18 protein-coding genes are annotated in these 22,341 nt (G+C 77.2%); 14 read left to right on the plus strand and 4 right to left on the minus strand.

Annotation, left to right across the window (positions count from 1 at the left end; all coding sequences use genetic code 11):
- Positions 1-250: 250 nt before the first annotated feature.
- The gene (locus BLR12_RS23035; protein ID WP_091382872.1) at positions 251-541 is read right to left on the minus strand and encodes a BatC protein; all 291 of its coding nucleotides are present in this window, start codon (positions 539-541) and stop codon (positions 251-253) included.
- A 214-nt stretch (positions 542-755) separates the two neighbouring features.
- Between BLR12_RS23035 and dinB the strand changes: the two genes are divergently transcribed.
- The 3 genes from dinB (at position 756) to BLR12_RS23050 (ending at position 3,004) form a co-directional block, all read left to right on the plus strand.
- A complete protein-coding gene (gene dinB / locus BLR12_RS23040; protein WP_091382874.1) occupies positions 756-1,955 on the plus strand; it encodes a DNA polymerase IV in 1,200 nt (399 codons plus the stop codon).
- A 217-nt stretch (positions 1,956-2,172) separates the two neighbouring features.
- Entirely contained in the window at positions 2,173-2,583 is a 411-nt protein-coding gene (locus tag BLR12_RS23045; protein ID WP_091382959.1) for a DUF3040 domain-containing protein, read from the plus strand.
- An 82-nt stretch (positions 2,584-2,665) separates the two neighbouring features.
- On the plus strand, positions 2,666-3,004 hold the full coding sequence (locus tag BLR12_RS23050) for a hypothetical protein (RefSeq protein WP_091382876.1): 339 nt from the start codon (positions 2,666-2,668) through the stop codon (positions 3,002-3,004).
- 184 nt (positions 3,005-3,188) lie between these two features.
- Here the strand turns inward: BLR12_RS23050 and BLR12_RS23055 are convergent, their stop codons facing one another.
- The 3 genes from BLR12_RS23055 to BLR12_RS23065 are packed head-to-tail and all read right to left on the minus strand — an operon-like array spanning position 3,189 to position 7,877.
- Positions 3,189-5,540 carry a transglutaminase-like domain-containing protein gene (locus BLR12_RS23055; RefSeq protein WP_091382960.1) on the minus strand — a complete coding sequence of 784 codons (2,352 nt, stop codon included), beginning with the start codon at positions 5,538-5,540 and terminating at the stop codon, positions 3,189-3,191.
- Complete coding sequence (locus BLR12_RS23060; RefSeq protein ID WP_091382878.1) at positions 5,537-6,892, minus strand: DUF58 domain-containing protein; 1,356 nt, start codon at positions 6,890-6,892, stop codon at positions 5,537-5,539. Before BLR12_RS23060 ends, BLR12_RS23055 begins: the two co-directional genes overlap by 4 nt.
- Before the next feature lies 1 nt (position 6,893).
- On the minus strand, positions 6,894-7,877 hold the full coding sequence (locus BLR12_RS23065; protein WP_091382879.1) for an AAA family ATPase: 984 nt from the start codon (positions 7,875-7,877) through the stop codon (positions 6,894-6,896).
- 588 nt (positions 7,878-8,465) lie between these two features.
- Here BLR12_RS23065 and mraZ point away from each other — a divergent pair.
- The 11 genes from mraZ to BLR12_RS23120 all read left to right on the plus strand — a co-directional run bounded on the left by mraZ (position 8,466) and on the right by BLR12_RS23120 (position 22,325).
- Positions 8,466-8,900, plus strand: coding sequence for a division/cell wall cluster transcriptional repressor MraZ (gene mraZ / locus BLR12_RS23070; RefSeq protein ID WP_091382881.1), 435 nt, complete (start codon positions 8,466-8,468; stop codon positions 8,898-8,900).
- Positions 8,901-9,361: 461 nt separating this feature from the next.
- Positions 9,362-10,339, plus strand: a complete 978-nt coding sequence (rsmH, locus tag BLR12_RS23075) for a 16S rRNA (cytosine(1402)-N(4))-methyltransferase RsmH (protein WP_091382882.1) — start codon at positions 9,362-9,364, stop codon at positions 10,337-10,339.
- A 250-nt stretch (positions 10,340-10,589) separates the two neighbouring features.
- Positions 10,590-11,174, plus strand: coding sequence for a cell division protein FtsL (locus BLR12_RS24175; RefSeq protein WP_176832653.1), 585 nt, complete (start codon positions 10,590-10,592; stop codon positions 11,172-11,174).
- 2 nt (positions 11,175-11,176) lie between these two features.
- Entirely contained in the window at positions 11,177-13,009 is a 1,833-nt protein-coding gene (locus tag BLR12_RS23085; protein ID WP_091382886.1) for a peptidoglycan D,D-transpeptidase FtsI family protein, read from the plus strand.
- A 160-nt stretch (positions 13,010-13,169) separates the two neighbouring features.
- The gene (locus BLR12_RS23090; RefSeq protein ID WP_091382888.1) at positions 13,170-14,738 is read left to right on the plus strand and encodes a UDP-N-acetylmuramoyl-L-alanyl-D-glutamate--2,6-diaminopimelate ligase; all 1,569 of its coding nucleotides are present in this window, start codon (positions 13,170-13,172) and stop codon (positions 14,736-14,738) included.
- 5 nt (positions 14,739-14,743) lie between these two features.
- Positions 14,744-16,138 carry a UDP-N-acetylmuramoyl-tripeptide--D-alanyl-D-alanine ligase gene (gene murF / locus BLR12_RS23095; RefSeq protein ID WP_255363729.1) on the plus strand — a complete coding sequence of 465 codons (1,395 nt, stop codon included), beginning with the start codon at positions 14,744-14,746 and terminating at the stop codon, positions 16,136-16,138.
- Positions 16,135-17,214, plus strand: coding sequence for a phospho-N-acetylmuramoyl-pentapeptide-transferase (mraY, locus tag BLR12_RS23100; RefSeq protein WP_091382892.1), 1,080 nt, complete (start codon positions 16,135-16,137; stop codon positions 17,212-17,214). The genes murF and mraY overlap by 4 nt, the downstream gene beginning before the upstream one ends.
- A 182-nt stretch (positions 17,215-17,396) precedes the next feature.
- The gene (gene ftsW, locus BLR12_RS23105) at positions 17,397-18,929 is read left to right on the plus strand and encodes a putative lipid II flippase FtsW (protein ID WP_091382893.1); all 1,533 of its coding nucleotides are present in this window, start codon (positions 17,397-17,399) and stop codon (positions 18,927-18,929) included.
- Positions 18,926-20,035, plus strand: a complete 1,110-nt coding sequence (gene murG, locus BLR12_RS23110; RefSeq protein ID WP_091382895.1) for an undecaprenyldiphospho-muramoylpentapeptide beta-N-acetylglucosaminyltransferase — start codon at positions 18,926-18,928, stop codon at positions 20,033-20,035. The genes ftsW and murG overlap by 4 nt, the downstream gene beginning before the upstream one ends.
- A complete protein-coding gene (murC, locus tag BLR12_RS23115) occupies positions 20,032-21,519 on the plus strand; it encodes a UDP-N-acetylmuramate--L-alanine ligase (RefSeq protein WP_255363724.1) in 1,488 nt (495 codons plus the stop codon). Before murG ends, murC begins: the two co-directional genes overlap by 4 nt.
- Positions 21,516-22,325: a cell division protein FtsQ/DivIB gene (locus BLR12_RS23120; RefSeq protein ID WP_091382897.1), complete on the plus strand. Its 810-nt coding sequence runs from the start codon at positions 21,516-21,518 to the stop codon at positions 22,323-22,325. Before murC ends, BLR12_RS23120 begins: the two co-directional genes overlap by 4 nt.
- Positions 22,326-22,341 lie beyond the last annotated feature (16 nt).

Below are 22,341 nucleotides of genomic sequence, written 5' to 3' on the forward strand. Positions count from 1 at the left end.
TTGGGGTCGACGACCGCGCCGTCCTTGGCGATCCGCAGGAACGGGGTGCGCAGCCCGCGGCGGGACAGCAGCTCGTCGACCGCGGGCAGGTCGAGCAGGTCGGCGAAGGAGTTGCCGGTGTCCTCCGCGCGCGACAGCAGCGGCCGGCGGGCCCAGTACTCCTCGGCGAAGACCCGCGGGTCGATGGGGGCGGTGCACCGACGCAGGGCCGGCCGGTCGCCCGGCCGGCCCTGCGCGGTGGGGTCCTCGGTCAGGCGGAACCGTCCGCGCCGCCGTCGGCGCCACCGTCCGCACCGCCGTCCGCACCGCCGTCGGCGCCACCATCCGCGCCACCGTCCGCACCGCCGTCGGCGCCACCGTCGGCGCCACCGTCGGCACCGCCGTCCGAACCGCCGCCGGCAGCCCCGCCGTCGGCCGGGCCGTGGCCGGCGCCGCTGTCGGCCCCGCCGTCGGCACCGCCGTCCGAACCGCCGCCGGCAGCCCCGCCGTCGGCCGGGCCGTGGCCCTCGGTGCTGGTCATGTCGTCGTCGTCGAGAGCCATGGGGTCTCCATCACGTCGGGTTCCGGACCGCCGGCCGGCGGCCCTCCGAAGGGTGCTGTACCTCCCGCATCCTGCTCTCACACACCGGCCGTGACCAGCGCGGACGGCGGGTGGGCGACGTCTCGGTCACGACGGCCGCGTCGACGTGCCGGAGCGGTGCCGCAGGCGTTAGCGTCCTCCGGTCAGGTCGAACACGCGTTCGAGAGGAGGTGGGATGGCGTCGTCCCGTGCCGCCGGGTGCACCGTGCTGCACGTCGACATGGACGCGTTCTTCGCCAGCGTCGAGGTGCGCCGCCGCCCGGAGCTGGCCGGCACGCCGGTGGTCGTGGGCGGGGCCGGCAACCGCGGGGTGGTCACCTCAGCCACCTACGAGGCGCGCCGCTACGGGGTGCACGCGGCGATGCCGACGTCCCGCGCGCTGCGGCTGTGCCCGACGGCGACGGTGCTGCCGGGGGACATGGCGCTCTACGCCGAGGTGTCTCGCTCGGTCATGGCGCTGTTCCGCTCGATCACGCCGCTGGTGGAGCCGCTGAGCCTGGACGAGGCCTTCCTCGACGTCGGCGGCAGCGGACGGCGGCTGGGCGACGCCGCGGAGATCGGCGAGTACCTGCGCGCCCGCGTCTTCGACGAGCAGGGGATCACCTGCTCGGTGGGCGTGGCCGGCACCAAGTTCGTGGCCAAGCTCGCCTCCACCGCGGCCAAGCCCGACGGGCTGCTCGTCGTCCGGCCGGCCGAGGTCATGGCGTTCCTCCACCCGCTGCCGGTCGGCGCGCTGTGGGGGGTGGGCGCCAAGACCGAGGAGGTGCTGCTGCGGCTGGGGCTGCGCACCGTCGGTGACCTCGCGCACGTCCCGGTGCGCACGCTGCAGCGGGCGGTGGGTCCGGCGGCCGGCGCGCACCTGCACGAGCTGTCCTGGGGCCGCGACCCGCGCCGGGTGGTGCCCGACGAGCCGGAGAAGTCCACCGGGCACGAGGAGACCTTCGGCACGGACGTCGACGACCCGGCGGTGATCCACCGCGAGCTGCTGCGGCTGTCGGAGCGGACGGCGGGCCGGCTGCGCTCGGGCGGCTGGCTGGCCCGCACGGTGACGATCAAGGTGCGCTTCGCCGACTTCGCCACGATCACCCGCAGCCGCACCCTCGACGTCCCCAGCGACGTCGGGCAGGAGCTCTACGACACCGCCCGCGCGCTGTTCGACGCCCTGGGTCTGGACCGGGCCCGCATCCGGCTGGTCGGCGTGCGGGCCGAGCGGCTGGTGCAGGCCGGGTCGACACCCCGGCAGCTGGAGCTGGGCGCCCGGGAGCACGGCCGCCGCGAGGCCGAGCTCGCCGCCGACCGGGCCGCCCGCCGGTTCGGCGCCGGCGCGGTCCGCCCCGCGACGCTGCTGCCCCGCGACGGGTGGCGCGCCCGGTGAGCCGGGCGCCCACCCGCCGGTCGCCTCCGACCGGATCGCGGGAACTCCGGCGGGGTCCCGTTCGTCTCCCCGCCGAGGCCGCGAGCCACCCTCGGGGGTGATCACGGCGAGCCGGGCACGGGTCGCCTTTCGAACCCCGCGCAGGGCTCGTATCCTCGGTGTCACCGACGGCGGGCACCGCCGTCGGGTACTGGCTTTGGCCCACGTGGAGGTCGACGTGCCGCTCTCCGAGCACGAGCAGCGACTGCTGGAGCAGATCGAGCGCGCCCTCGTCGATGACGATCCCAAGTTCGCCTCGTCGGTGCGCACCGGCGACCGCCGCGGCAAGGCGCGCCGCATGCTGCAGGTGGGCGTGCTGCTGTTCTTCGTCGGCATGGCCGCGCTCATCGGTGGCGCGGTGGTCCCCTCCGTGCCGCTGGGGGTCCTCGGCTTCCTGGTGGCCTTCGGCGGCCTGGTCCTCGCCGTCCTGAACTACCGCTCGGCCACCAACGCGGTCGAGGCCGGTCCCGCCGGCCCGGCCGGCGGCGCGCCCGGCCGCGGCGGACGCGGCGCGCGCGGCGGCAAGGTCCGCCGGCAGCCGCTGAAGAACCGCCTCGAGGAGCGCTTCCGCCGCCGCTACGACCAGTAGCCCCCGGGTCCTCCCCGACAGCCGTCGTCCCGCCCGGACGGCGGCTGTCGTCGTCCCCGGGCCCTTCGACGCAGGAGGCACAGTGACCGACCCGGACCCGTCCGGCGTGTGGGCCGACCTCGCCGCCGCCGACGGCCTGTGGGCCTGGGGCGACGAGGACGGCGTCGCACCCTGGACCGACGGCGGAGGGCACGAGGTCGTCCCGCTGTGGACGACCCAGGAGCAGGCCGAGGCGGAGTCGCTGGCCGACGCCGAGCCCGGTGAGGGGCCGGTGTTCCTCGACGTCGACGCGCTGCTCGACGCCATCCCCGAGTGGGTGGCCGCCGGGGTCGGCGAGGCCGGGCTGCAGTCCGAGGGCGGGCGGTTCACGCTCACCGTCCCGCTGATCGAGCTCACCGAGCGGCTGCTGCGCCTGCAGTAGAAGGACCCCCTTGCCCCCGCCACTCGCAGGCTGGCCTCGCCCGGAGGCTCAGCCCGAGCGTGCGAGGGTTGAGAGGGGCGAGGTCCTTCTACCTGCAAGGGGGCCGTCAGGGCTCGGGGCGGTGCCCTGGACGGGGCCGCCCGGCACGGGTCACGTCAGGCGGGCCGGTCGACCCAGTCCTCCTTCAGCCGCGCAGCGCCGTCCGCCCCCACCGGGGCCGGGGCAGGCGCTCGACCAGCCCGGTCACCAGCGAGGGGGGCAGGAGCAGCGCGCGCAGCCGGACCGCCCGCGGCGCCGCGGCGAGCAGGCCGCGGCGCGCGGTGGCCAGGTCGGCCCGCAGCTCCGGGCCGACGGCGGGAGCGCTGCCGGGCCGGGCGTAGCTGGCGGCCTCCTCGGCGCGGGCCAGCCGCGCCACCGCCTCGGCCAGGCCCGGCACCCCGGCCGGCCGGCCCGGCCGGTGCGCACCTCCCGGGCCGGCGGCGGTGGCCACCAGCTGCTCGGCGGCCTGCCGGGGCGTCTGCGCCGGGTCGGCGGTGCGACCCAGGTCCAGCGCGGTGGCGGCCAGCTCGTCCCACAGCGCCGCGGGGCTGCCGGTGGACAGCCGGCGGCGACGCTGCAGCACCCTCAGCCCGGCGGGGACGGCGGCCAGTGCCAGCCCACCGAGCACCAGGCCGGCCGTCTGCAGCACCGGGATGAGCCGGTCGGCGGCCTGCGGCGCGGTCTGCGGCAACGGGGCGTCCTGCGGCAGTGGCTGCTGCGGCTGCGGCGCCTGGGGGGTCGGCGCGGGGGCCGGTGCGGTCGTGGGGTCCGTGCGCGGGTCCAGCTCCTGGTCGGGCGCGCGCGGCGCCCACGGCAGCTCCACCGCGCGGTCGGTGTCGATCGGCGTCGGGTCGTAGGGCACCCAGCCCAGGTCGTCGAAGTAGACCTCGACCCAGGCGTGCGCGTCGTCGCTGGTGACCAGCCGGCTGCCGTCGGGCTGCGCCGTCCCCGGGGTGTAGCCGAGCACCACCCGCGCCGGGACGCCGGCCGCCCGCACCAGCGCCGCCATCGCCCCGGCGTACTGCTCGCAGTAGCCCTGCCGCAGCCGGAGGAAGTCGGCCAGGTCGTCCCCGCCGGTGCCCGGGGCCGTGGACAGCGAGTACTCGTAGTCGTTGGCCGGGTCGGTGAAGTGCCCGTACACCGCCTGCACCCGCTCGTACGGCGTCTGCGCGTCGGCGGTCAGCGTCGCGACCAGCTCGTCCACGGCGGGGTCGAGGTCGGGCAGCGCGGTGTACCGCTGCGCCAGGGGCAGGTCGGCGGGCAGTTCCCCGGCGGCGGCCAGGTCCTCGGCCGTCGGCCGCGGCTCCACCGCCGCCACCGACCAGGTCATCCCGGCGGTGGACGCGTCGCGGCCGAACACGGTGCCGGTGCCCGGGTCGTAGCGCCACTGCTGGGCGTCGGCCACGTTCACCGACTGGGGCGCGTAGAGCAGCGGCAGGAAGCGGTCCTCGTGGCCCAGGGCGGTGAGCAGTGCGTCGACCGGCCGGCCACCGCGCCGCCCGGGCAGCGCGCTGAGCTCGCCGGGGTCACCCACGGTCGACTCGCCGTCGAGGTTGCCGATCGTCCAGCCCTCGTCGGCGTCGTAGACCTCCAGCGCGACGACCCGCAGGTGCCCGGGGTCGGGCACCGAGGCGTTGACCCGCAGCAGGTCGACCGGCTCGTCGAGGGTGAGCTGGCCCTGCAGCGCCGCGGCCGGGTCCAGCGCCGTCCCGGTCGAGCCGCCGCCCCCGCCGCGGCCGAAGCCGCCGGAGAAGGCGCCCTCGGTCAGCGTGGGGACGACGGCCCCGACGACCAGCCCGAGCACCACGGCCACCGCGCCGGTGCGGACGGCGGTGAGCGTGCCGGCCCCCAGCAGCGGACGCGTCCCCTCCCGCGGGCCCCCGCCCAGCCGGCGGTGCTGGTCGGCGAAGAGCAGCAGCGCCAGCCCGGCGGCGGGGGCGGCCACCGGCAGCACGCCGATCGAGCCGGTCACCGTGCTCACCGGCACGCAGAAGAGCACCAGCAGGCCGAGCCCCGCCAGCGCCGGCTGCCGCACGCCGACCGCCACCGCGTCCACCGCGACGGCGACCAGGCCGACCAGCAGCGTGGTCAAGGCCAGCAACCCGGTCAGCGGCAGCGCCGGCGTCGTCTGCTCCTGCAGCTCGACCGTGCCGTCGGCCAGCACCGTGCCGAGCTCGTCGAGGCTGGCGCCGGTCGGCAGCCAGCCGCCCCAGGCCTCCCCAGGGGCGAACAGCAGGGTCAGCACGCAGACCAGCACGAGCAGCTGCCCGAGGGGGACGGCGACCCGGACGAGCGCGGCCCACCAGGCCGGCGCCGTACGCCCGCCGGCCGCCGCCGCGCCGGCCACCCGCAGCAGCAGCCCGCCCGCGGCGACGGCGGCGATCACCGCCAGCACCGGGAACAGCCAGTCGGCGGCGGTGAAGACCGGCACCAGGGCCAGGGCGCCCAGGGCGGTGGCCGCGGCGGCGGCCAGCGTCGTCCCGGCGTCGCGCGTCACCGGACACCCGCCGGCAGCACCCCGGGCCGCACGACGCGGGCCCACACGTCGGCGACCCCGTCCCCGGCGCCGGCGACGGCGACCTGCCAGCCGCCGGCCCGCAGCAGGTCCGCGGCCGCCTCCTGCTGCCGGGTCAGCTCGGCCCGCGCCGCCGCGCCGACCGGCCGCCGGCGGCGGGCGCCGTCGGCCTCCGCCCAGCCGCCGACGTCGACCAGGACGGCGAGGTCGGTCGCCGGCCCGGAGCGGACCCGGGCCAGCTCGGCGGCCTCCTCGGGACCGATCGCCCCCAGCAGCGCCACGACCGGGCCCTCCCCGGCGGCGCGGGCCAGCAGCCCCAGGCCGGGGGCCAGCCCCGGCAGCCGGGACGGCGTCACCGTGGCCAGCCGGTCCAGCAGCTCCGCGGGCCCGAGCCCGGCGCGGTGCTCTATCCCGGTCAGCTCGCCGCTCTCGGTGACCACCCGCAGCGTGGCGCCCCGGGCGACCAGCTCGGTGCCGATGCTGGCCGCGGCCTCGACGAGCCACTCCAGGCTGTCCGGCGGCGGGGCGTCGGGGTCGGCGGGCACCCGTCGCTCGGCGGGGGAGGGCCGGGCGATGAGGTGGGCGCGGGCCCGGGTGTCCAGCAGCAGGGTGGCCTCCGCCCGCCACGGCCGTTCCTCCAGCCGCACCATCAGCTCACCGCTGCGCGCGGTCGCCCGCCAGTGCACCTTGCGCAGGTCGTCGCCCTGCCGGTACGGGCGGGTGCTGACGTCGTCCTCCCCGTGGACGGCGATCGACCGGTGCGCGCCCGACCCCCCGCCGCCGTGCCCGCCGCCCGGTCCGCCGGGCCCCAGCGGCACGACCCGGGGCACCACGACCAGCGCGGCGGTGTCCGCACCGGTGACGCTGCGCAGCACCAGCCCGAAGGGGTCCACCAGCCGCAGCCGCAGCGGGCCGAGCCGGTAGCGGCCGCGGCGCCCGCCGTGCACCCGGTAGTGCAGCATCGTGGACCGGCCGCCGGGCAGCCGGTCCACGACGAACTGCGGGGCCGGTCCCAGCTCGGGCGGGAGCGACTCGGACAGCAGCCACAGCCCGCCGGTGCCGTGCCCGGCGTTGCTCAGCTCCAGGCGCACCTCGGCGTCCCGCCCGCGCGGCACCCGGGCGGGGGTGACCGTGCGGCGGGAGGCGACGCGGAAGCGGTGCCGGGCCACGGCCAGCGCCGAGAGCAGCGGCAGCGCCAGCACGAACACCGCGACCTGCACCAGCGGCTGCTCGCCCAGCAGGACGCCGAGCAGCAGCAGGGTGAGCCCGGCGGCGACCAGGCAGCGGCCGCGCAACGTCAGGCTCGCCAGCGCGGTGGCGACCGGGCCGGCCACCTCAGCGTCCGCGCAGGACGGGGACTGTCCTCAGCAGGTCGACGACCACCTGCTCGGCGGTCCGGCGTGCGGCGGCAGCGTCCGGGGTGAGCAGCAGCCGGTGGGCGAGGACCGGCACCGCCATGGTCTGGACGTCGTCGGGCAGCACGTGGTCGCGGCCGGCCAGTGCCGCGGTGGCGCGGGCGGTGCGCAGCAGCTGCAGACCGGCCCGCGGCGAGGCGCCCAGCCGCAGGTCGGGGGAGCGGCGGGTGGCCTCCATCAGCGACACGACGTAGCGGCGGACCGGCTCGGACACGTGCAGCCGGCCGACGGCGTCGACCAGCGCGCGCACACCGGCCGCGTCGGTGGCCGGGGTCAGCGTGGTCAACGGGTCGGTGGTCACCAGGTCGTCGAGCAGGGCGAGCTCGGCCTCGCGGTCGGGGTAGCCCATGGAGACGCGGGCGGTGAACCGGTCGCGCTGCGCCTCGGGGAGGGGGTAGGTGCCCTCCATCTCGATCGGGTTCTGGGTGGCCATCACCAGGAACGGCCGGGCCAGCTCGTAGCTGACGCCGTCCACCGTGACCTGCCGCTCGGCCATGCACTCCAGCAGCGCCGACTGGGTCTTGGGCGAGGCCCGGTTGATCTCGTCGGCGACGACGATGTTGGCGAAGACCGCGCCCGGCTTGAACTCGAACTCGCGGGTCTCCTGGTCGTAGACCGACACCCCGGTCACGTCGCTGGGCAGCAGGTCGGGCGTGAACTGGATGCGCCGCACGCTCGCGTCCACCGACCCGGCCAGCGCCTTGGCCAGGGTGGTCTTGCCCACGCCGGGCACGTCCTCGACGAGCAGGTGGCCCTCGGCCAGCAGCACGACCAGGGCCAGGTGGACGACGTCGGGCTTGCCGTGCACGACGCGGGCCATGTTCGCCGCGATGCGGGCGCCCTCCGTCGCGACGTCGACCGGGGCCTCCCTGCCGTCGGCGGTGGTCCGGGTCACCTCGGTCACGCAGCCTCCTCGCTGGCGCTCGTCGGCCGCGTGCCCGACGGTGCTCTTCCCCTGTGCGACCTCGCGAGCTCGGTCACGAAGCCTCCCCGCTGGCGCTCGTCGGCCGCGGGCCCGACGGTGCTATTCCCCTGGGTGACCTCGCGAGCTCGGTCACGAAGCCTCCCCGCTGGCGCTCGTCGGCCGCGTGCCCGACGGTGCTCTTCCCCTGCGTGACCTGGTGCGCTCGGTCACGTCCTCAACCGTACGTGCCCGGGCGCCTCCCGGGCGTGTCGCCGCGGCCGGCGACGGCTGTCCGGCGCCCCGCCCGGGGTCCCCACCCGACCCCCACGGCTCCCGCCCGGGGTCGCCGTCCGCACCCCCGTGCCATGGGGCGCGGTGGGGCGGCTCCCCACCGCGCCCCACCCGTGCGGCGCCGCCCGCGGGCGGCGCGCTGACCTGCGGGAGCGGGGGTGGAGGAGCCCTGTCACGACATGGTGTCGAGTGGTCTCAGGTGGGGCGTGGTGGGTTAGTGTGTGGCCCAGTGGGGAGGCACGGCCCGTCCCGGGGGCGCCCCGGAGTGCGAGGAGGACCTGTGGGGGAGGTGATCCGGTGTTCGTCGGCAGCTACCCGTTGCGCCTCGACGAGAAGGGCCGGCTCGCACTCCCCGTCCGCTTCCGCGAGCAGGTGGCCGGCGGCATGGTGATCAAGAAGGGCCAGGAGCGCTGCGTGTACGGCCTCACCATGGCCCGGGTCGCCGAGCAGAGCGCCGCGGCCGCCGCGATGGCGCCCTCCGACACCGCTGCGGCGCGCATGCGCGCCCGCATGAGCTTCGGGTCGATGGTCGAGGTCGAGCCGGACAAGACCGGCCGCATCACCATCCCCGTCGCCCTCCGCGAGTACGCCGGCCTCGACCGCGACGTGGTCGTCGTCGGCGTCGACACCCGGTTCGAGATCTGGGACGCCGCCACCTGGGACGCCTACGTGGCGGAGCAGGAGGCCTCCTACGCGGACATGGAGAGCGAGGGGATGCCCACCCTCTCGTGACCCGACGTCCCGTCCCCCCGACCCTCCGGGCCCTCCTCCCCGACCGAGCCGACTTCCCCGCGGCTCGACCGGACCGGCCCGAGCCGTCTTCCCCGCGGCTCGGACCCCCAGTGGCTCCGGAGGAGACGCACCGCCCACCGGGCGCGCCGCCGGTCCCCACCGGCGCGCGCCTGCCCGTCCCCGCGGGGCTCCACCTGACGTACTTCCCCGGCGCCAGGCGGACCCCGCGGGGGGCGGGCCGGGCCGGTGCCGCGGGCGGGCGCCCCACCACGCCCCACGATCCCCACCGCGCCCCACCGTCCGTCGCGCGCCCCTCCCTCCCCAGCGCGCCCCGTCGGCCCGCGCGCCCCAGCGTCACCGCCGAAACGCCGCTCTCCTCCACCCGCCGACCGCAGCCGGGCCCCACCATGGACGGGCCCCGCACCCCCAGGGCGACCCGACCCGTTGAGGAGCAGCCGACGATGAGCAGCACGGAGCCCGCGCCGCGCGCGGTGCACGTGCCCGTGCTGCTCGACCGGGTCACCGAGCTGCTCGGGCCAGCCTGTGCCGCCGAGGGCGCCGTCCTCGTCGACGCCACGCTGGGCCTGGCCGGGCACTCCCTGGCGCTGCTGCGCGCCCACCCCGGGCTGCGGCTGGTCGGCCTGGACCGCGACCCGGACGCCCGGGCCGAGGCCACCCGCCGGATCGCCGACGCCGGGGTGGCCGACCGGGCCACCGTCGCCCCCGCGGTCTTCGACGAGCTGCCCGAGGTGCTCGACCGGCTCGGCCTGGCCGAGGTGCAGGCGGTGCTGTTCGACCTCGGCGTCTCCTCGCTGCAGCTGGACCGCCCCGACCGCGGCTTCAGCTACGCCGCGGACGCCCCGCTGGACATGCGCATGGACCCCTCGGGCCCGCGCACGGCCGCCGACGTCGTGAACACCTACCCGGTCGGCGAGCTGGCCCGCGTGCTGCGCGTCTACGGCGAGGAGCGGTTCGCCACCCGGATCGCCCAGGCCGTCGTCCGCGAGCGGGCGCGCGCGCCGTTCACCTCCACCGAGCGGCTGGCGCACCTGGTGCGCGACTCGATCCCCGCGGCCACCCGGCGCACCGGCGGGCACCCGGCCAAGCGCACGTTCCAGGCGCTGCGGATCGAGGTCAACGACGAGCTCGGGGTGCTGGAGCGGGCGCTGCCGGCCGCCCTGGACGCGCTGGCCGTCGGCGGGCGCCTGGCCGTCATCACCTTCCACTCCCTCGAGGACCGCATCGTCAAGCAGACCCTCGCGGCCGGCGCCGTCGACCGCACGCCGCCGGGGATGCCGGTGCCGCTGCCCGAGCTGAGCCCGACGCTGCGGCTGCTGACCCGCGGCGGCGAGGCGCCGTCGGAGGCGGAGGTCGCGGCCAACCCGCGGGCCGCGTCGGCCCGCGTGCGGGCCGCCGAGCGCATCCGGCGGGCCACGTGACCGGGCCGGCGCCGTCCCGTCGACGCGCGGGGGACACCACGGGGACGACGACGCGCGGGCCGCGCACACGGCCGGCGCGCGACGGTGAGGAGGAGGCCGCATGAGCGCCACCGCCCGTGCGGCGGGGAGCCCGTCCGGGGACCTCCCCGGCCGCCGCACCCCGCCGCCGCTGAGGAAGGACCCCGTCCCGCTCCCCCTCGCGGAGGCCCGCCGCGGTCCCGTCGCAGGTCCCACCCCGGGCTCCCGGAGGGTGGGGAGGACGGGGTCCCTCCAGGGGCTGCCGGCGACCGGTGAGCGGCCCGGGGCCGGTACCGAGGCACCGGCCCGCCCGGTCCGCGCGCACACCGCACCGGTCCGGGCCGGCACGCTGCGGGCCCGGACCGGCACCCGCCCCACCCCGGCCCCTGCGCCGGTGCCCCGGCCGGTCGCGGACGGCTCGCCCGCAGCCCGCGTCCGCAGCGCCGTCGGTGCCCCTCGCGCCCGGCTGGTGCTGCTCGTGGTGACCCTGCTCGTCGCCACCACCCTGGGGCTGCTGTTCCTCAACACCGCGATCGCGGTCAACTCGCTCAAGGCGACCCAGCTCGCGGCGGCCAACGAGGACCGCGCCCAGGAGGTCCAGCGGCTCGAGCGCCGGGTCATCGCCGGCGACACCCCCGTGGAGCTCGCCGAGGCGGCCCGGGCGGCCGGCATGGTCCCCGCCGGGCCGGCCGGGTACCTCGTCGTCGGCGAGGACGGCACGGTGACGCTGCGCGGCGAGCCCGTCCCGGCCGAGGCGCCGGAGCCCGAGGAGGAGCCGGAGCTCCCCGCGGAGCCGGTCACCGGCGGTGAGGACTGACCGTGCCCGCCGCACCCCGACCGCCCGCCCCCCGCCGGCGTCCGGCCGACCGCACCCCGCTGCACGAGGGCGGTACCGGCGCCTTCGCCTCCCGCCGTGCGCCGGGCAGCCGGCGCGCCCCCGCGGCGCTGCGGACCAGCCACCGCCGCTTCTCCATCGGCTTCGTGCTCGTCGTCGTCCCGCTGCTGGTGATCACCGGCAAGCTGTGGCTCCTGCAGGGCGTCGACAGCGGCGAGTACGCCCTCGCCGCCACCCAGGACCGCATCGACACCAACGTCATCGCGCCGCTGCGCGGCTCGGTGGTCGACCGCGACGGCAACCCGCTGGCCTACACGCTCGCGGCCTCCCGGATCACCGCCGACCCGACGCTGATCGCCGACCCGGCCCGCACCGCCCTGGCGCTGACCACGCTGCTCGACGTCCCGGCCAGCGAGCTCACCGAGCTGCTGTCCGAGGACGGCCGCTACGTCGTGCTGGCCTCGCAGGTCGAGCCGGAGGTCGTCGACGAGGTCGAGGAGCTGGGCCTGCCCGGCGTCTTCTCCGAGGACGACCCGGTGCGCGCCTACCCGGCCGGGTCGGTCGCCGGGCAGGTCGTCGGCTTCGTCGGCCGGGAGGGCTCCGGGCTCGCCGGCATCGAGCAGACCTTCGACGAGCAGCTCGCCGGGACGCCGGGGGAGCGGCGGGTCGAGGTGGGCAGCGGCGGGCACCCGATCCCCTCGGGCATCGACGAGTCCACCCCGGCCGTCGACGGCCGCGACGTGGAGCTGACCATCGACTCGGACCTGCAGTTCGTCACCGAGCAGCGGCTGCAGCAGGCCTGCCAGGACGGCTACACGACCCGGGCCTCGGCCGTCGTCCTGGACGTGCACACCGGGCAGGTCGCCGCGATGGGCTCCTGCCCGGGCTACGACCCCGGCAACTACTCGCAGACCGATCCGGACCTGCTGGGCAACCCGATCGTCTCCAGCGTCTTCGAGCCCGGCTCGGTGCTCAAGGCGGTCACCCTGGCCGCGGCGATCGAGGAGGGGGCGGCAACCCCCGTCACCGTGCTCAGCGTGGACGGCTCCATCGAGGCAGGGGACGTCGTGGTGCGCGACGCCCACCCGCACGAGCCGATCGACTGGACGGTCACCGGCATCCTCGCCAAGTCGAGCAACGTCGGCACGATCATGCTGGCCCGCGAGGTCGGGGACACCACGATGGAGGAGTACCTCCGGGCGTTCGGCCTGGGCCGCACCACCGGCATCGAGCTGCCCGGCGAGAGCGCCGGCATCCTCGAGGAGTCCGGCGAGTGGACCGCGAGCCGGGCGGCCAACGTGCCGATCGGCCAGGGCGTCTCGGTCACCACGCTGCAGATGGCGTCGGTGTACCAGGCGATCGCCAACGACGGCCTGCGCATCGAGCCGCGCATCGTCTCCTCGGTCGGCGGCGAGCCCACGCCGGCGCCGGACACCACCCAGGTGCTCAGCGAGTCCACCGCCGAGGACGTCGCGTACATGCTCGAGGCCGTCGTCGGCCCTGGGGGCACCGCACCGCTGGCGCAGGTCGACGGCTTCCGGGTGGCCGGCAAGACCGGCACCGCCCAGCGGGCCAACCCCGAGTGCAACTGCTACGCCGGCGGCGGCTACGTGACCACGTTCGTGGGCTTCGCCCCGGCCGACGACCCGCAGTACGTCGTGGCCGTCGACCTGGAGCGGCCGGGGAGCGACGCCGAGGGCGGCCAGGTGGCCGCACCGGTCTTCGCCGACATCCTGCGCCAGGCGCTGACCGCCGACGGCATCGTGCCGTCCGGGACGCCGCGACCGGACTTCGTGCTCACCGGGCCCGAGGAGTAAGGACCCCCTGCCCCCCGCCACTCGCAGGCCCGCGGCGGGACCCTGCAGGGGGCCGTTCCCGTACGTCACCGGGCCGGGGACGGGGCCGCCGTCGACGGGTGGCGCGCCCACCGTGTGTGGGCGGCGGCCCGGGACCGGGCCGCCGGTAGATTGGAGTCCCGTGAGCGAGAGCGGGAGGGGGACGGCGCCCCGAGGGACGGACACCGGCCCGCTGACCCTCGCCGACCTCGCCGACCTGCTCGGTCCGCCGGTCCAGGGGGACGCCGCCACCGCGGTCACCGGGGTGACGCTGGCGTCGTCCGAGGTGGGGCCCGGTGACCTCTACGCGGCCCTGCCCGGCGCGCGCACGCACGGCGCCCGGTACGCCGCCGACGCCGCCTCCCGTGGCGCGGTCGCCGTGCTCACCGACCCCACGGGCGCCGCCGAGTCCACCGCCACCGGCCTCCCGGTGTGCGTCGTGGACGACCCGCGCGGGCTGCTCGGCGCGGTCGCCGCCCGCGTCTACGGGGAGCCGGCCCGGCGGCTGCAGGTCATCGGGATCACCGGCACCAACGGCAAGACGACGACCAGCTACCTGGTCGAGGCGGGCCTGGCCGCCGCGGGCCGGGCCACCGGACTGGTCGGCACCGTGGAGACCCGCACCCGCGGCCGCGCCGCGGACGGCACGCCGACGGTCACCGCCCTGCCCAGCGTGCGGACGACCCCGGAGGCCCCGGCCCTGCACGCGCTGCTGGCCCGGATGGCCGACGCCGGCGTGCAGACGGTCGTCATGGAGGTCTCCAGCCACGCGCTGGTGCTCGGCCGGGTGGGCGGCATCCCGTTCGCCGCCGCCGGGTTCACCAACCTCGGCCGCGACCACCTGGACTTCCACACCGACCTCGAGGACTACTTCCGCGCCAAGGCCCGGCTCTTCGACGGGCGGGCCGCCGTCGAGGTGGTCGACGTCGACGACCCGTACGGGCGGCGGCTGGCCGGCATGCTCGGCGACCGCGCGGTCACCGTCTCGACCCGTGGTGCGCCGGCGGACTGGACGGCGACCGGCCTGACCCCCGCCCCCGGCGGCGGGACGGCGTTCACCCTCACCGGCCCCGGCGGGCGCCGCCGGCCCGGGCGGGTGCGGCTGCCCGGGGCGTTCAACGTCGCCAACGCCGTCCTCGCCGTGGCGCTGCTCGACGCGGTCGGCGTGCCCGTGGAGACGGCCCTGGCCGGGGTCGCCGAGACCGTGGTGCCCGGCCGGATGGAGCCGGTGGACGCCGGCCAGCCCTTCGTCGCCGTCGTGGACTACGCGCACACCCCCGACGCCGTCGCCACCGCGCTGGCCGCGCTGCGCGCCTCGACCCCGGGCAGGGTGATCACCGTGCTCGGCTGCGGCGGCGACCGCGACCCCGGCAAGCGGGCGGCGATGGGGGAGGCCGCGGCGCGGTGGAGCGACCTGCTCGTGGTCACCGACGACAACCCGCGCTCGGAGGACCCCGCCGCCATCCGCGCGGCGGTGCTGGCCGGCGTCCCTGCCGACGGACGGGGCCGCGTGGTCGAGATCGGCGACCGCCGCGCCGCGATCGCCGCCGCCGTCGCCCGCGCCGGGCCCGGGGACGCCGTCCTGGTGGCCGGCAAGGGCCACGAGACCGGCCAGGACGTGGCCGGCACCCTGCACCCGTTCGACGACCGCGCCGTGCTGCGCGAGGCCCTGGCGGAGTCCGCCCGGGCCGGAGTGGAGCCTCCCGCGTGATCCAGATGAGCCTGGCCGAGGTCGCCGAGGCGGTGGGTGGCGAGCTGACCGCAGGCGAGGGCAGCGTCACCGGGAAGGTCACCGTGGACTCCCGCGCCGTGGCCTCCGGGGACCTGTTCGTCGCCATCCCCGGGGAGCGGGTCGACGGGCACGACTACCTCGGCGCCGCCGCGGCCGCCGGCGCGGTCGCCGCGCTGACCACCCGCCCCGACGGCGCGCTGCCCTGCGTCGTCGTCGACGAGCCGGTCGCCGCGCTGGGCCGGCTGGCCGCGGCCGTGCACCGCCGGCTGTCCGCCGGCGACCTGACGACGGTGGGCATCACCGGCTCCTCGGGCAAGACCAGCACCAAGGACCTGCTGGGCCAGGTGCTGGCCACCGCCGGCGCCACGGTCAGCCCACCCGGCTCCTTCAACAACGACATCGGCCTGCCGCTCACCGTGCTCGACGCCGACGAGGACACCCGCTTCCTCGTGCTGGAGATGGGCTCCCGCGGTCCGGGGCACATCGCCCGGCTGTGCCGGGTGGCCCGCCCCGACGTCGGCGTCGTGCTCAACGTCGGCTCGGCCCACCTGGGCGAGTTCGGCTCGGCCGACGGGATCGCCGTCGCCAAGGGCGAGCTGGTGGAGGCGCTCCCGGCCGAGGGCACCGCCGTCCTCAACGCCGACGACCGTCGCGTGATCGGCATGGCGCCGCGCACCCGGGCCCGCGTGGTCACCACCGGCCGGGCCGGGGACGCCGACGTCCGCGCCGAGGACGTCGTCCTCGACGACTCCGGGCGGGCCGGCTTCGCCCTGCTCGCCGGCGGCGAGCGGGCCCCGGTGCGGCTGCAGGTGGTCGGCGAGCACCAGGTGGCCAACGCGCTGTCGGCCGCGGGCGCCGCCCTGGCCGCCGGGATGACGCCGGGAGCGGTCGCCGCCGCGCTGTCGGCGGCCGAGCCGCGCAGCCGCTGGCGGATGGAGGTCACCCGACGGGCCGACGGCGTCACCGTGGTCAACGACGCCTACAACGCCAATCCCGAGTCGATGCGCGCGGCGCTCGCGGCGCTGGCCGGGCTGCCCGCCCGCCGGCGGGTCGCCGTCCTCGGCGCGATGGCCGAGCTCGGCCCCGGAGCGGCGGACGAGCACGAACGGCTGGGCCGCGACGCGGTGGCCGCCGGGGTGGACCTGGTCGTGGCCGTCGGGCCCGATGCGGTAGGGATAGCCGACGGTGCGCTCGCCGCCGGGGTGGGTCGGGGCGAGGGCACGGACGAGGGCGCGGTGCGCGTGCCCGACCGGGCGGTCGCCCGGGAACTGCTGACGGAGGTGCTGGTGCCCGGAGACGTCGTGCTGGTGAAGGCCAGCCGGTCCTACGGGCTGGAGGTCCTCGCGGCCGAGCTGCTCGACGCCGGGGCAGGCGCGTGAGGTCGATCCTCGTCGCGGCCGCGTTCGGCCTGATCATCTCGATCCTGGCCACGCCGGTCGCCGTCCACCTGTTCCGCCGCAAGGGCTTCGGCCAGGAGATCCGGGACGACGGCCCGGAGAGCCACCTGTCGAAGAAGGGCACGCCCACCATGGGCGGCACCGTCATCGTCGGGGCCACGGTCGGCGGCTACTTCATCGCCCACCTGTTCCTGCTCGACCAGCCCGGTCGCGGGGTCACCGCCAGCGGCCTGATGGTGCTGTTCCTGATGGTGGGCCTGGGCACCGTCGGCTTCCTCGACGACTACCTGAAGATCCGTTTCCGGCGCAGCCTGGGGCTCAACAAGACCGCCAAGCTGGTCGGGCAGCTGGTGATCGGCGTGGCCTTCGCCGTGCTGGCGCTGAACTTCCCCGACGAGGCCGGCATCACCCCGGCCTCGCAGTTCGTCTCCTACGTCCGCGACATCGAGCCGCTCTACCTCGGCTCGATCGGCTTCGTGCTGCTGGCGTACCTGTTCATCGCCGGGTTCTCCAACGCGGTGAACCTGACCGACGGCCTGGACGGGCTGGCCGCCGGCTGCTCGGCGATGGTCTGTGGCGCCTACACGATCATCTCGTTCTGGCAGTTCACACACGACTGCACCGGCGAGGCGATCGCCGGGTGCTACACCGTCCGCGACCCCCTCGACATCACCCTGGTCGCCGCCGCCGGGCTCGGCGCCTGCCTCGGGTTCCTGTGGTGGAACACCAGCCCGGCGCGGATCTTCATGGGCGACACCGGATCGCTCGCCCTGGGCGGGCTGCTCGCAGGGCTGGCCGTCGTCACCCGCACCGAGCTGCTGCTCGTCGTCCTCGGCGGGCTCTTCGTCGCGGTCACCCTGTCGGTGGTCATCCAGGTGGCCTTCTTCCGGGCCACCCGCCGCCGGGTGTTCCGGATGGCCCCGCTGCACCACCACTTCGAGCTGGCCGGCTGGACCGAGAACACGGTCATCGTGCGCTTCTGGCTGGTGACCGGGATGTCGGTGGCGTTCGGGCTGGGCCTGTTCTACGCCGACTGGCTGGCGATCGCGGGCCTGTGAAGGAGGTAGAAGGACCCCGTCCCCCTCACCACCCGCACGCTCGTGGCGAGCCTCCGGACGGGGCCGTCCCCCACGCCTCGCACGCTCGGCGCGGGCCCCTGGAGCGTGGCCGCTCCAGCACCTCACCGCGACACGCCCGGACGGTCCACCGGGAGGGCCGTCCCACCGGTCACGATGGCCCGATGCAGTCTCCCGGCGTCCCGACCGCCCCCGGGCGGCGCCGGGGCGTGCCGACCGGCCGCCGGGCGCCGGTCCGCCGGTTCCCCGCCCCCGCCTGGCTCGACGGCCCGATGACCAGCTTCCAGCTGGTGGTCGGCGCGGCCGGCATGCTGCTGGCCATCGGCCTGGTCATGGTCTTCTCCGCCTCGGCCATCGAGGCCGCGCTCGACGACCAGCCGGCCTGGCGGCCCGGCATCGACCAGCTGGTCTTCGCCTGCATCGGGCTGGTCGCCCTGCTGGTCGCGGTGCGGCTGCCGGTCGCCTTCGTCCGCCGCTGGGCACCGGTCGGGCTGATCGTGTCCGCGGTGCTGCTGGTCGCGGTGCTGGTCCCGGGCATCGGCCTGGAGCTGAACGGCTCGCGGGCCTGGATCGACCTGGGGTTCACGCAGTTCCAGCCCTCGGAGCTGGCCAAGCTGGTCTTCGCGCTGTGGGGCGCGCACATCCTGGCGCTCCGCGACCGCTTCCAGACCCTGAAGACGCTCCTGGTGCCGCTGCTGCCCGTGTTCGGCGTCCTGTCGGTCCTGCTCCTCCAGGAGCCGGACTTCGGCGCGATCGTCAGCCTCGGCCTGGTGCTGGCCGGACTGCTGTGGGCCGGGGGGCTGCCGCTGCGGTACTGGGCCGGCTTCGCCGTCGTCGGCGCCGGTGCCCTGTTCCTCATGGCGTGGACCGCCCCGTACCGCTGGGAGCGGATCACCTCGTTCCTGGACCCCTTCGCCGACCCCTCCAACGCCGGCTTCCAGGCCATCCGCGGCTTCTACGCGCTGGCCACCGGCGGGCTGTGGGGCGTGGGCCTGGGCAACAGCGCGATGAAGTGGAACCTGCTGCCCGAGGCCGAGTCGGACTACATCTTCGCGATCATCGGCGAGGAGCTGGGCTTCCTCGGCTGCCTGGTCGTGGTCGCCCTCTACGGCGTGCTGGCCCACGCCGGCTTCCGGATCGCCCGCCGCTCGGCCGACCGCTTCGTGCAGCTGGCCTGCGTGGCGATCACCGTGTGGCTGGTCGGCCAGGCGGCGCTGAACATGGGCTACGTGGTGGGTCTGCTGCCGGTCACCGGTCTCACGCTGCCGCTGGTGTCCGCCGGTGGCACCTCGCTGGTGCTCACCCTGTTCATCGTCGGGCTGCTCATGCGCTTCGCCCGCTCCGAGCCCGAGGCCGTCGAGCACCTGCAGCGCACCGAGCGCGGCCGCCTGTCGCGCTGGCTGCTCCCGGTCCCCGGTCAGGCCGTCGAGCCGGTGCGCCCGCGCGGTGCCCGCCGGCCCGCGGAGCGCACCGCCGGGAGCACGGCCGAGCGCCCGAGCCGCCGGCCCAGCGGCAGCGGGGCACGCACCGTCGCCCGCGTCGTCCCGGTCCCGCCGGGGGAGCGGGGCGCGCACGAGCGGGCGCCGGTCCGCGAGCGGCGGACGGCCGAGCCCCGCGGCCGGGTGCCCGAGGCGCGCCGGCAGCCGCCGCCCCGCGCGCGGGCGAGCGCTCCCGAGCAGCCCCGGCGGCCCCGGTGAGCGGACGGGGGCGTGAGCAGCGCAGCGTGGTGCTGGCCGGCGGCGGCACCGGCGGGCACATCGAGCCGATGCTGGCGCTGGCCGACGCCCTGCAGCGCCGCGAGCCGGCCCTGCGGATCACCTGCCTGGGCACCGCCCGGGGCATGGAGACCCGGCTGGTCCCCGCCCGGGGCTACGACCTGCGGCTGATCCCGCCGGTCCCGCTGCCGCGCCGGCCCACGCCGGACCTGCTGCGGGTGCCCGGCCGGGTGGTCCGCTCGGTGGCCGAGACCCGCGCACTGCTGCGCGAGCTGGCCGCCGACGTCGTCGTCGGCTTCGGCGGCTACGTCGCGCTGCCGGCCTACCTGGCCGCCCGCCTCGAGCGGGTGCCGGTCGTGGTGCACGAGCAGAACGCGCTGCCGGGGCTGGCCAACCGGGTCGGCGCCCGCATCGCCGAGCGGGTCGCGGTCACCGTGCCGGGCACGCCCCTGCACGGCGGGGAGCACGTCGGCATGCCGCTGCGGACGGCGATCGGCGCGCTGGACCGCCCGGCCCGCCGCGCCGAGGCCCGGGCCGCCTTCGGCCTGGACGCCGACCGCCCCACGCTGCTCGTCGTCGGCGGCTCGCAGGGCGCGGCGTCGCTGAACCGGGCCGCCGTGGGCGCCGCCGACGCGCTCACCGCCGCCGGGGTGCAGGTGCTGCACGCCCGCGGCCCCAAGAACACCGACGTGACCGTGCCGCCGCGGACGCCGGGGCAGGCGCCCTACGTCGTCGTCGACTACCTCGAGCGGATGGACCTCGCCTACGCCGCCGCCGACCTGGCGCTGTGCCGGGCCGGCGCGGTCACCGTGGCCGAGCTGTCCGCGGTCGGGCTGCCGGCGGTGTTCGTGCCGCTGCCCATCGGCAACGGCGAGCAGCGGCGCAACGCCGTCCCGGTCGTGGAGGCCGGGGGCGGACTGCTGGTGGACGACGCGGACCTGTCGCCGTCCTGGATCGAGGAGCACGTCATCCCGATGGTGACCGACCCGGCCGCGCTGGCCCGGTACGCCGAGCACGCCGCGGCGGCGGGGGCGCGCGACGCCGACGACCGGCTGGCCGACATCGTGCTGGCGGTGGCAGGGAAGTGAGCGCCGCCGCGGTGGCCGCCTGGACCGACCCGGTGCCGAGCCTGGAGGAGCTGGGCGCGGTGCACTTCGTCGGCATCGGCGGAGCCGGGATGAGCGGGATCGCCCGCATCCTGCTGGCCCGCGCCGTCCGCGTGTCGGGCAGCGACCGCCGGGACACCCCGACGCTGCTGGCGCTGCGCGCGCTGGGCGCCCGGGTGGAGCTCGGCCACGACCCGGCCCACCTCGGGGACGCCGACACCGTCGTGGTGTCCACCGCCATCCGCGAGGACAACCCCGAGCTGGCCGCGGCCCGTGAGCGCGGCCTGCGCGTGCTGCCGCGGGCGGTGGCGCTGGCCGCGGTGATGGCCGGGCGGCGCAGCGTCGCGGTGGCCGGCACCCACGGGAAGACCTCGACCACCTCGATGCTCACCGTCGCCGTGCAGGCCTGCGGCGTCGACCCGTCGTTCGCGATCGGCGGCGACCTCAACGAGTCCGGCAGCAACGCGCACTCCGGCGAGGGCGACGTCTTCGTCGCCGAGGCCGACGAGAGCGACCGGTCGTTCCTGCTGCTCGCCCCGTACGGCGCGATCGTCACCAACGTCGAGGCCGACCACCTGGACAACTACGGCGACCTGGCCGCCGTCGAGGCCGCCTTCGACCGGTTCCTGCAGACGGTGCACCCCGACGGCTTCGTCGTCCTCTGCGCCGACGACCCCGGATCGGCGCGGCTGCGCGGCGTGCCCACCCCGGCCCGGGTGCGCACCTACGGCACCGCAGCCGACGCCGACCTGCGGCTGGTCGACGTCGAGGTCGGCCCGGAGACCACCGCCTGGACCGCCGTCCTCGACGGCGAGGTGCTCGGCCGGGTGCAGATCCGGGTGCCCGGCGAGCACATGGCCCGCAACAGCGCGGCCGCGCTGCTGGCCGGACTGGAGCTGGGCCTGCCCGCCGAGCAGCTGGTCACCGGCCTGGGCCGGTTCGGCGGGGTGCACCGCCGGTTCGAGCTCAAGGGCACCGTCGGCGGCGTGCGGGTCTACGACGACTACGCCCACCACCCCACCGAGGTCGAGGCGCAGCTGCGCGCCGCGCGGGCGGTCGCCGGCCCCGGCCGGGTGGTGGTGGCCTTCCAGCCGCACCTGTACAGCCGCACCCGGGAGTTCGCCGGCGCGTTCGGGACGGCGCTGGGCCTGGCCGACGAGGTCGTGGTGATGGACGTTTACGGCGCCCGCGAGGACCCGGTCCCCGGCGTCACCGGCGCGATGGTCGCCGACGCGGTGGCGCTGCCGGCCGAGCGGGTGCACTTCGAGCCCTCCTGGTCCGCCGCCGCCCCGGCGCTGGCCGACCGTGCCCGCCCCGGCGACCTGGTGATCACCATGGGCGCCGGCAACGTCTCGATGGTCGGCCCGGAGGTGCTCGAGGCGCTGCGCTCGCGCCCTGCCCACCCCCACGGCCCGGACCCGTCCGGGTCGCCGGACAGCGGCGCTGCGGAGGACGGGGCGCGGTGAGCCGATCGGGCCTCACCACCAGCGACCGCGCACGCGGCGGGGGGTCCTCGCGGGCCGGCGGCGAGCCGCGCCCGCGCCGTCGCCCGGCCGCGACGGCCCGGCGCAGCGGCCCGGCCGAGCGCCGCCGCCGGCTGCTGGTGCGCGGCGGGGGACTCGTCGCGGTCCTCGGCCTGCTGGCCTGGCTGCTGTGGGCCGGCCCGCTGTTCACCGTCGGCACCGTCCGGGTGGACGGCGCCGGCACGCTGACCTCCGCCGAGGTCGTCGACGTGGCCGGCATCGCGCAGGGGACGCCGCTGATGCGGGTCGACGTCGAGGCCGCGGAGGCCCGCGTCGCCCGGCTGCCCCAGGTGGCCGGCGTCGAGGTGACCCGCGGCTGGCCGCGCAGCGTCGTCGTCACCGTGGCCGAGCGGGTGCCGGTCGCGGTGGTCGAGCAGGACGGCCTGCGCTCGCTGGTGGACGCCGACGGCGTGCTCTTCGACACGGTGACCGGCTACCCGCCGGTCGGCGTGGTGCCGCTCGACGTCGCCGACCCCGGACCCGGGGACCGGGCCACCCGGGCCGCGCTCGCGGCGCTGGTCGCGCTGCCCGACGACGTCCGCGGCGCGGTGGCCGGCGCGCAGGCGACCACCGCCGAGGACGTCACGCTCACCCTGGAGGACGGCACCACCGTGCTGTGGGGCAGCGCCGAGGACGCCGGGACCAAGGCCGCCGCGCTGGGCGCGCTGCTCGATCAGCTGCGCACCGGGGCCCTCGACCCGGCCGACACCATCGACGTCAGCGCCCCCTCGGCCGTCGTCCTGCGCTGAGCCGGGGCTGGCCCCG

It is taken from the genome of Geodermatophilus sp. DSM 45219 (assembly GCF_900104025.1).
Lineage (GTDB): Bacteria > Actinomycetota > Actinomycetes > Mycobacteriales > Geodermatophilaceae > Geodermatophilus.

Bases quoted from the DNA above. Each gene is read 5' to 3' on its own strand.
- murF (WP_255363729.1), top strand. From the start codon at position 14,744: ATGAGCCTGGCCGAGGTCGCCGAGGCGGTGGGTGGCGAGCTGACCGCA.
- dinB (WP_091382874.1), top strand. From the start codon at position 756: ATGGCGTCGTCCCGTGCCGCCGGGTGCACCGTGCTGCACGTCGACATG.
- rsmH (WP_091382882.1), top strand. From the start codon at position 9,362: ATGAGCAGCACGGAGCCCGCGCCGCGCGCGGTGCACGTGCCCGTGCTG.
- BLR12_RS23035 (WP_091382872.1), bottom strand. From the start codon at position 541: ATGGCTCTCGACGACGACGACATGACCAGCACCGAGGGCCACGGCCCG.
- ftsW (WP_091382893.1), top strand. From the start codon at position 17,397: ATGCAGTCTCCCGGCGTCCCGACCGCCCCCGGGCGGCGCCGGGGCGTG.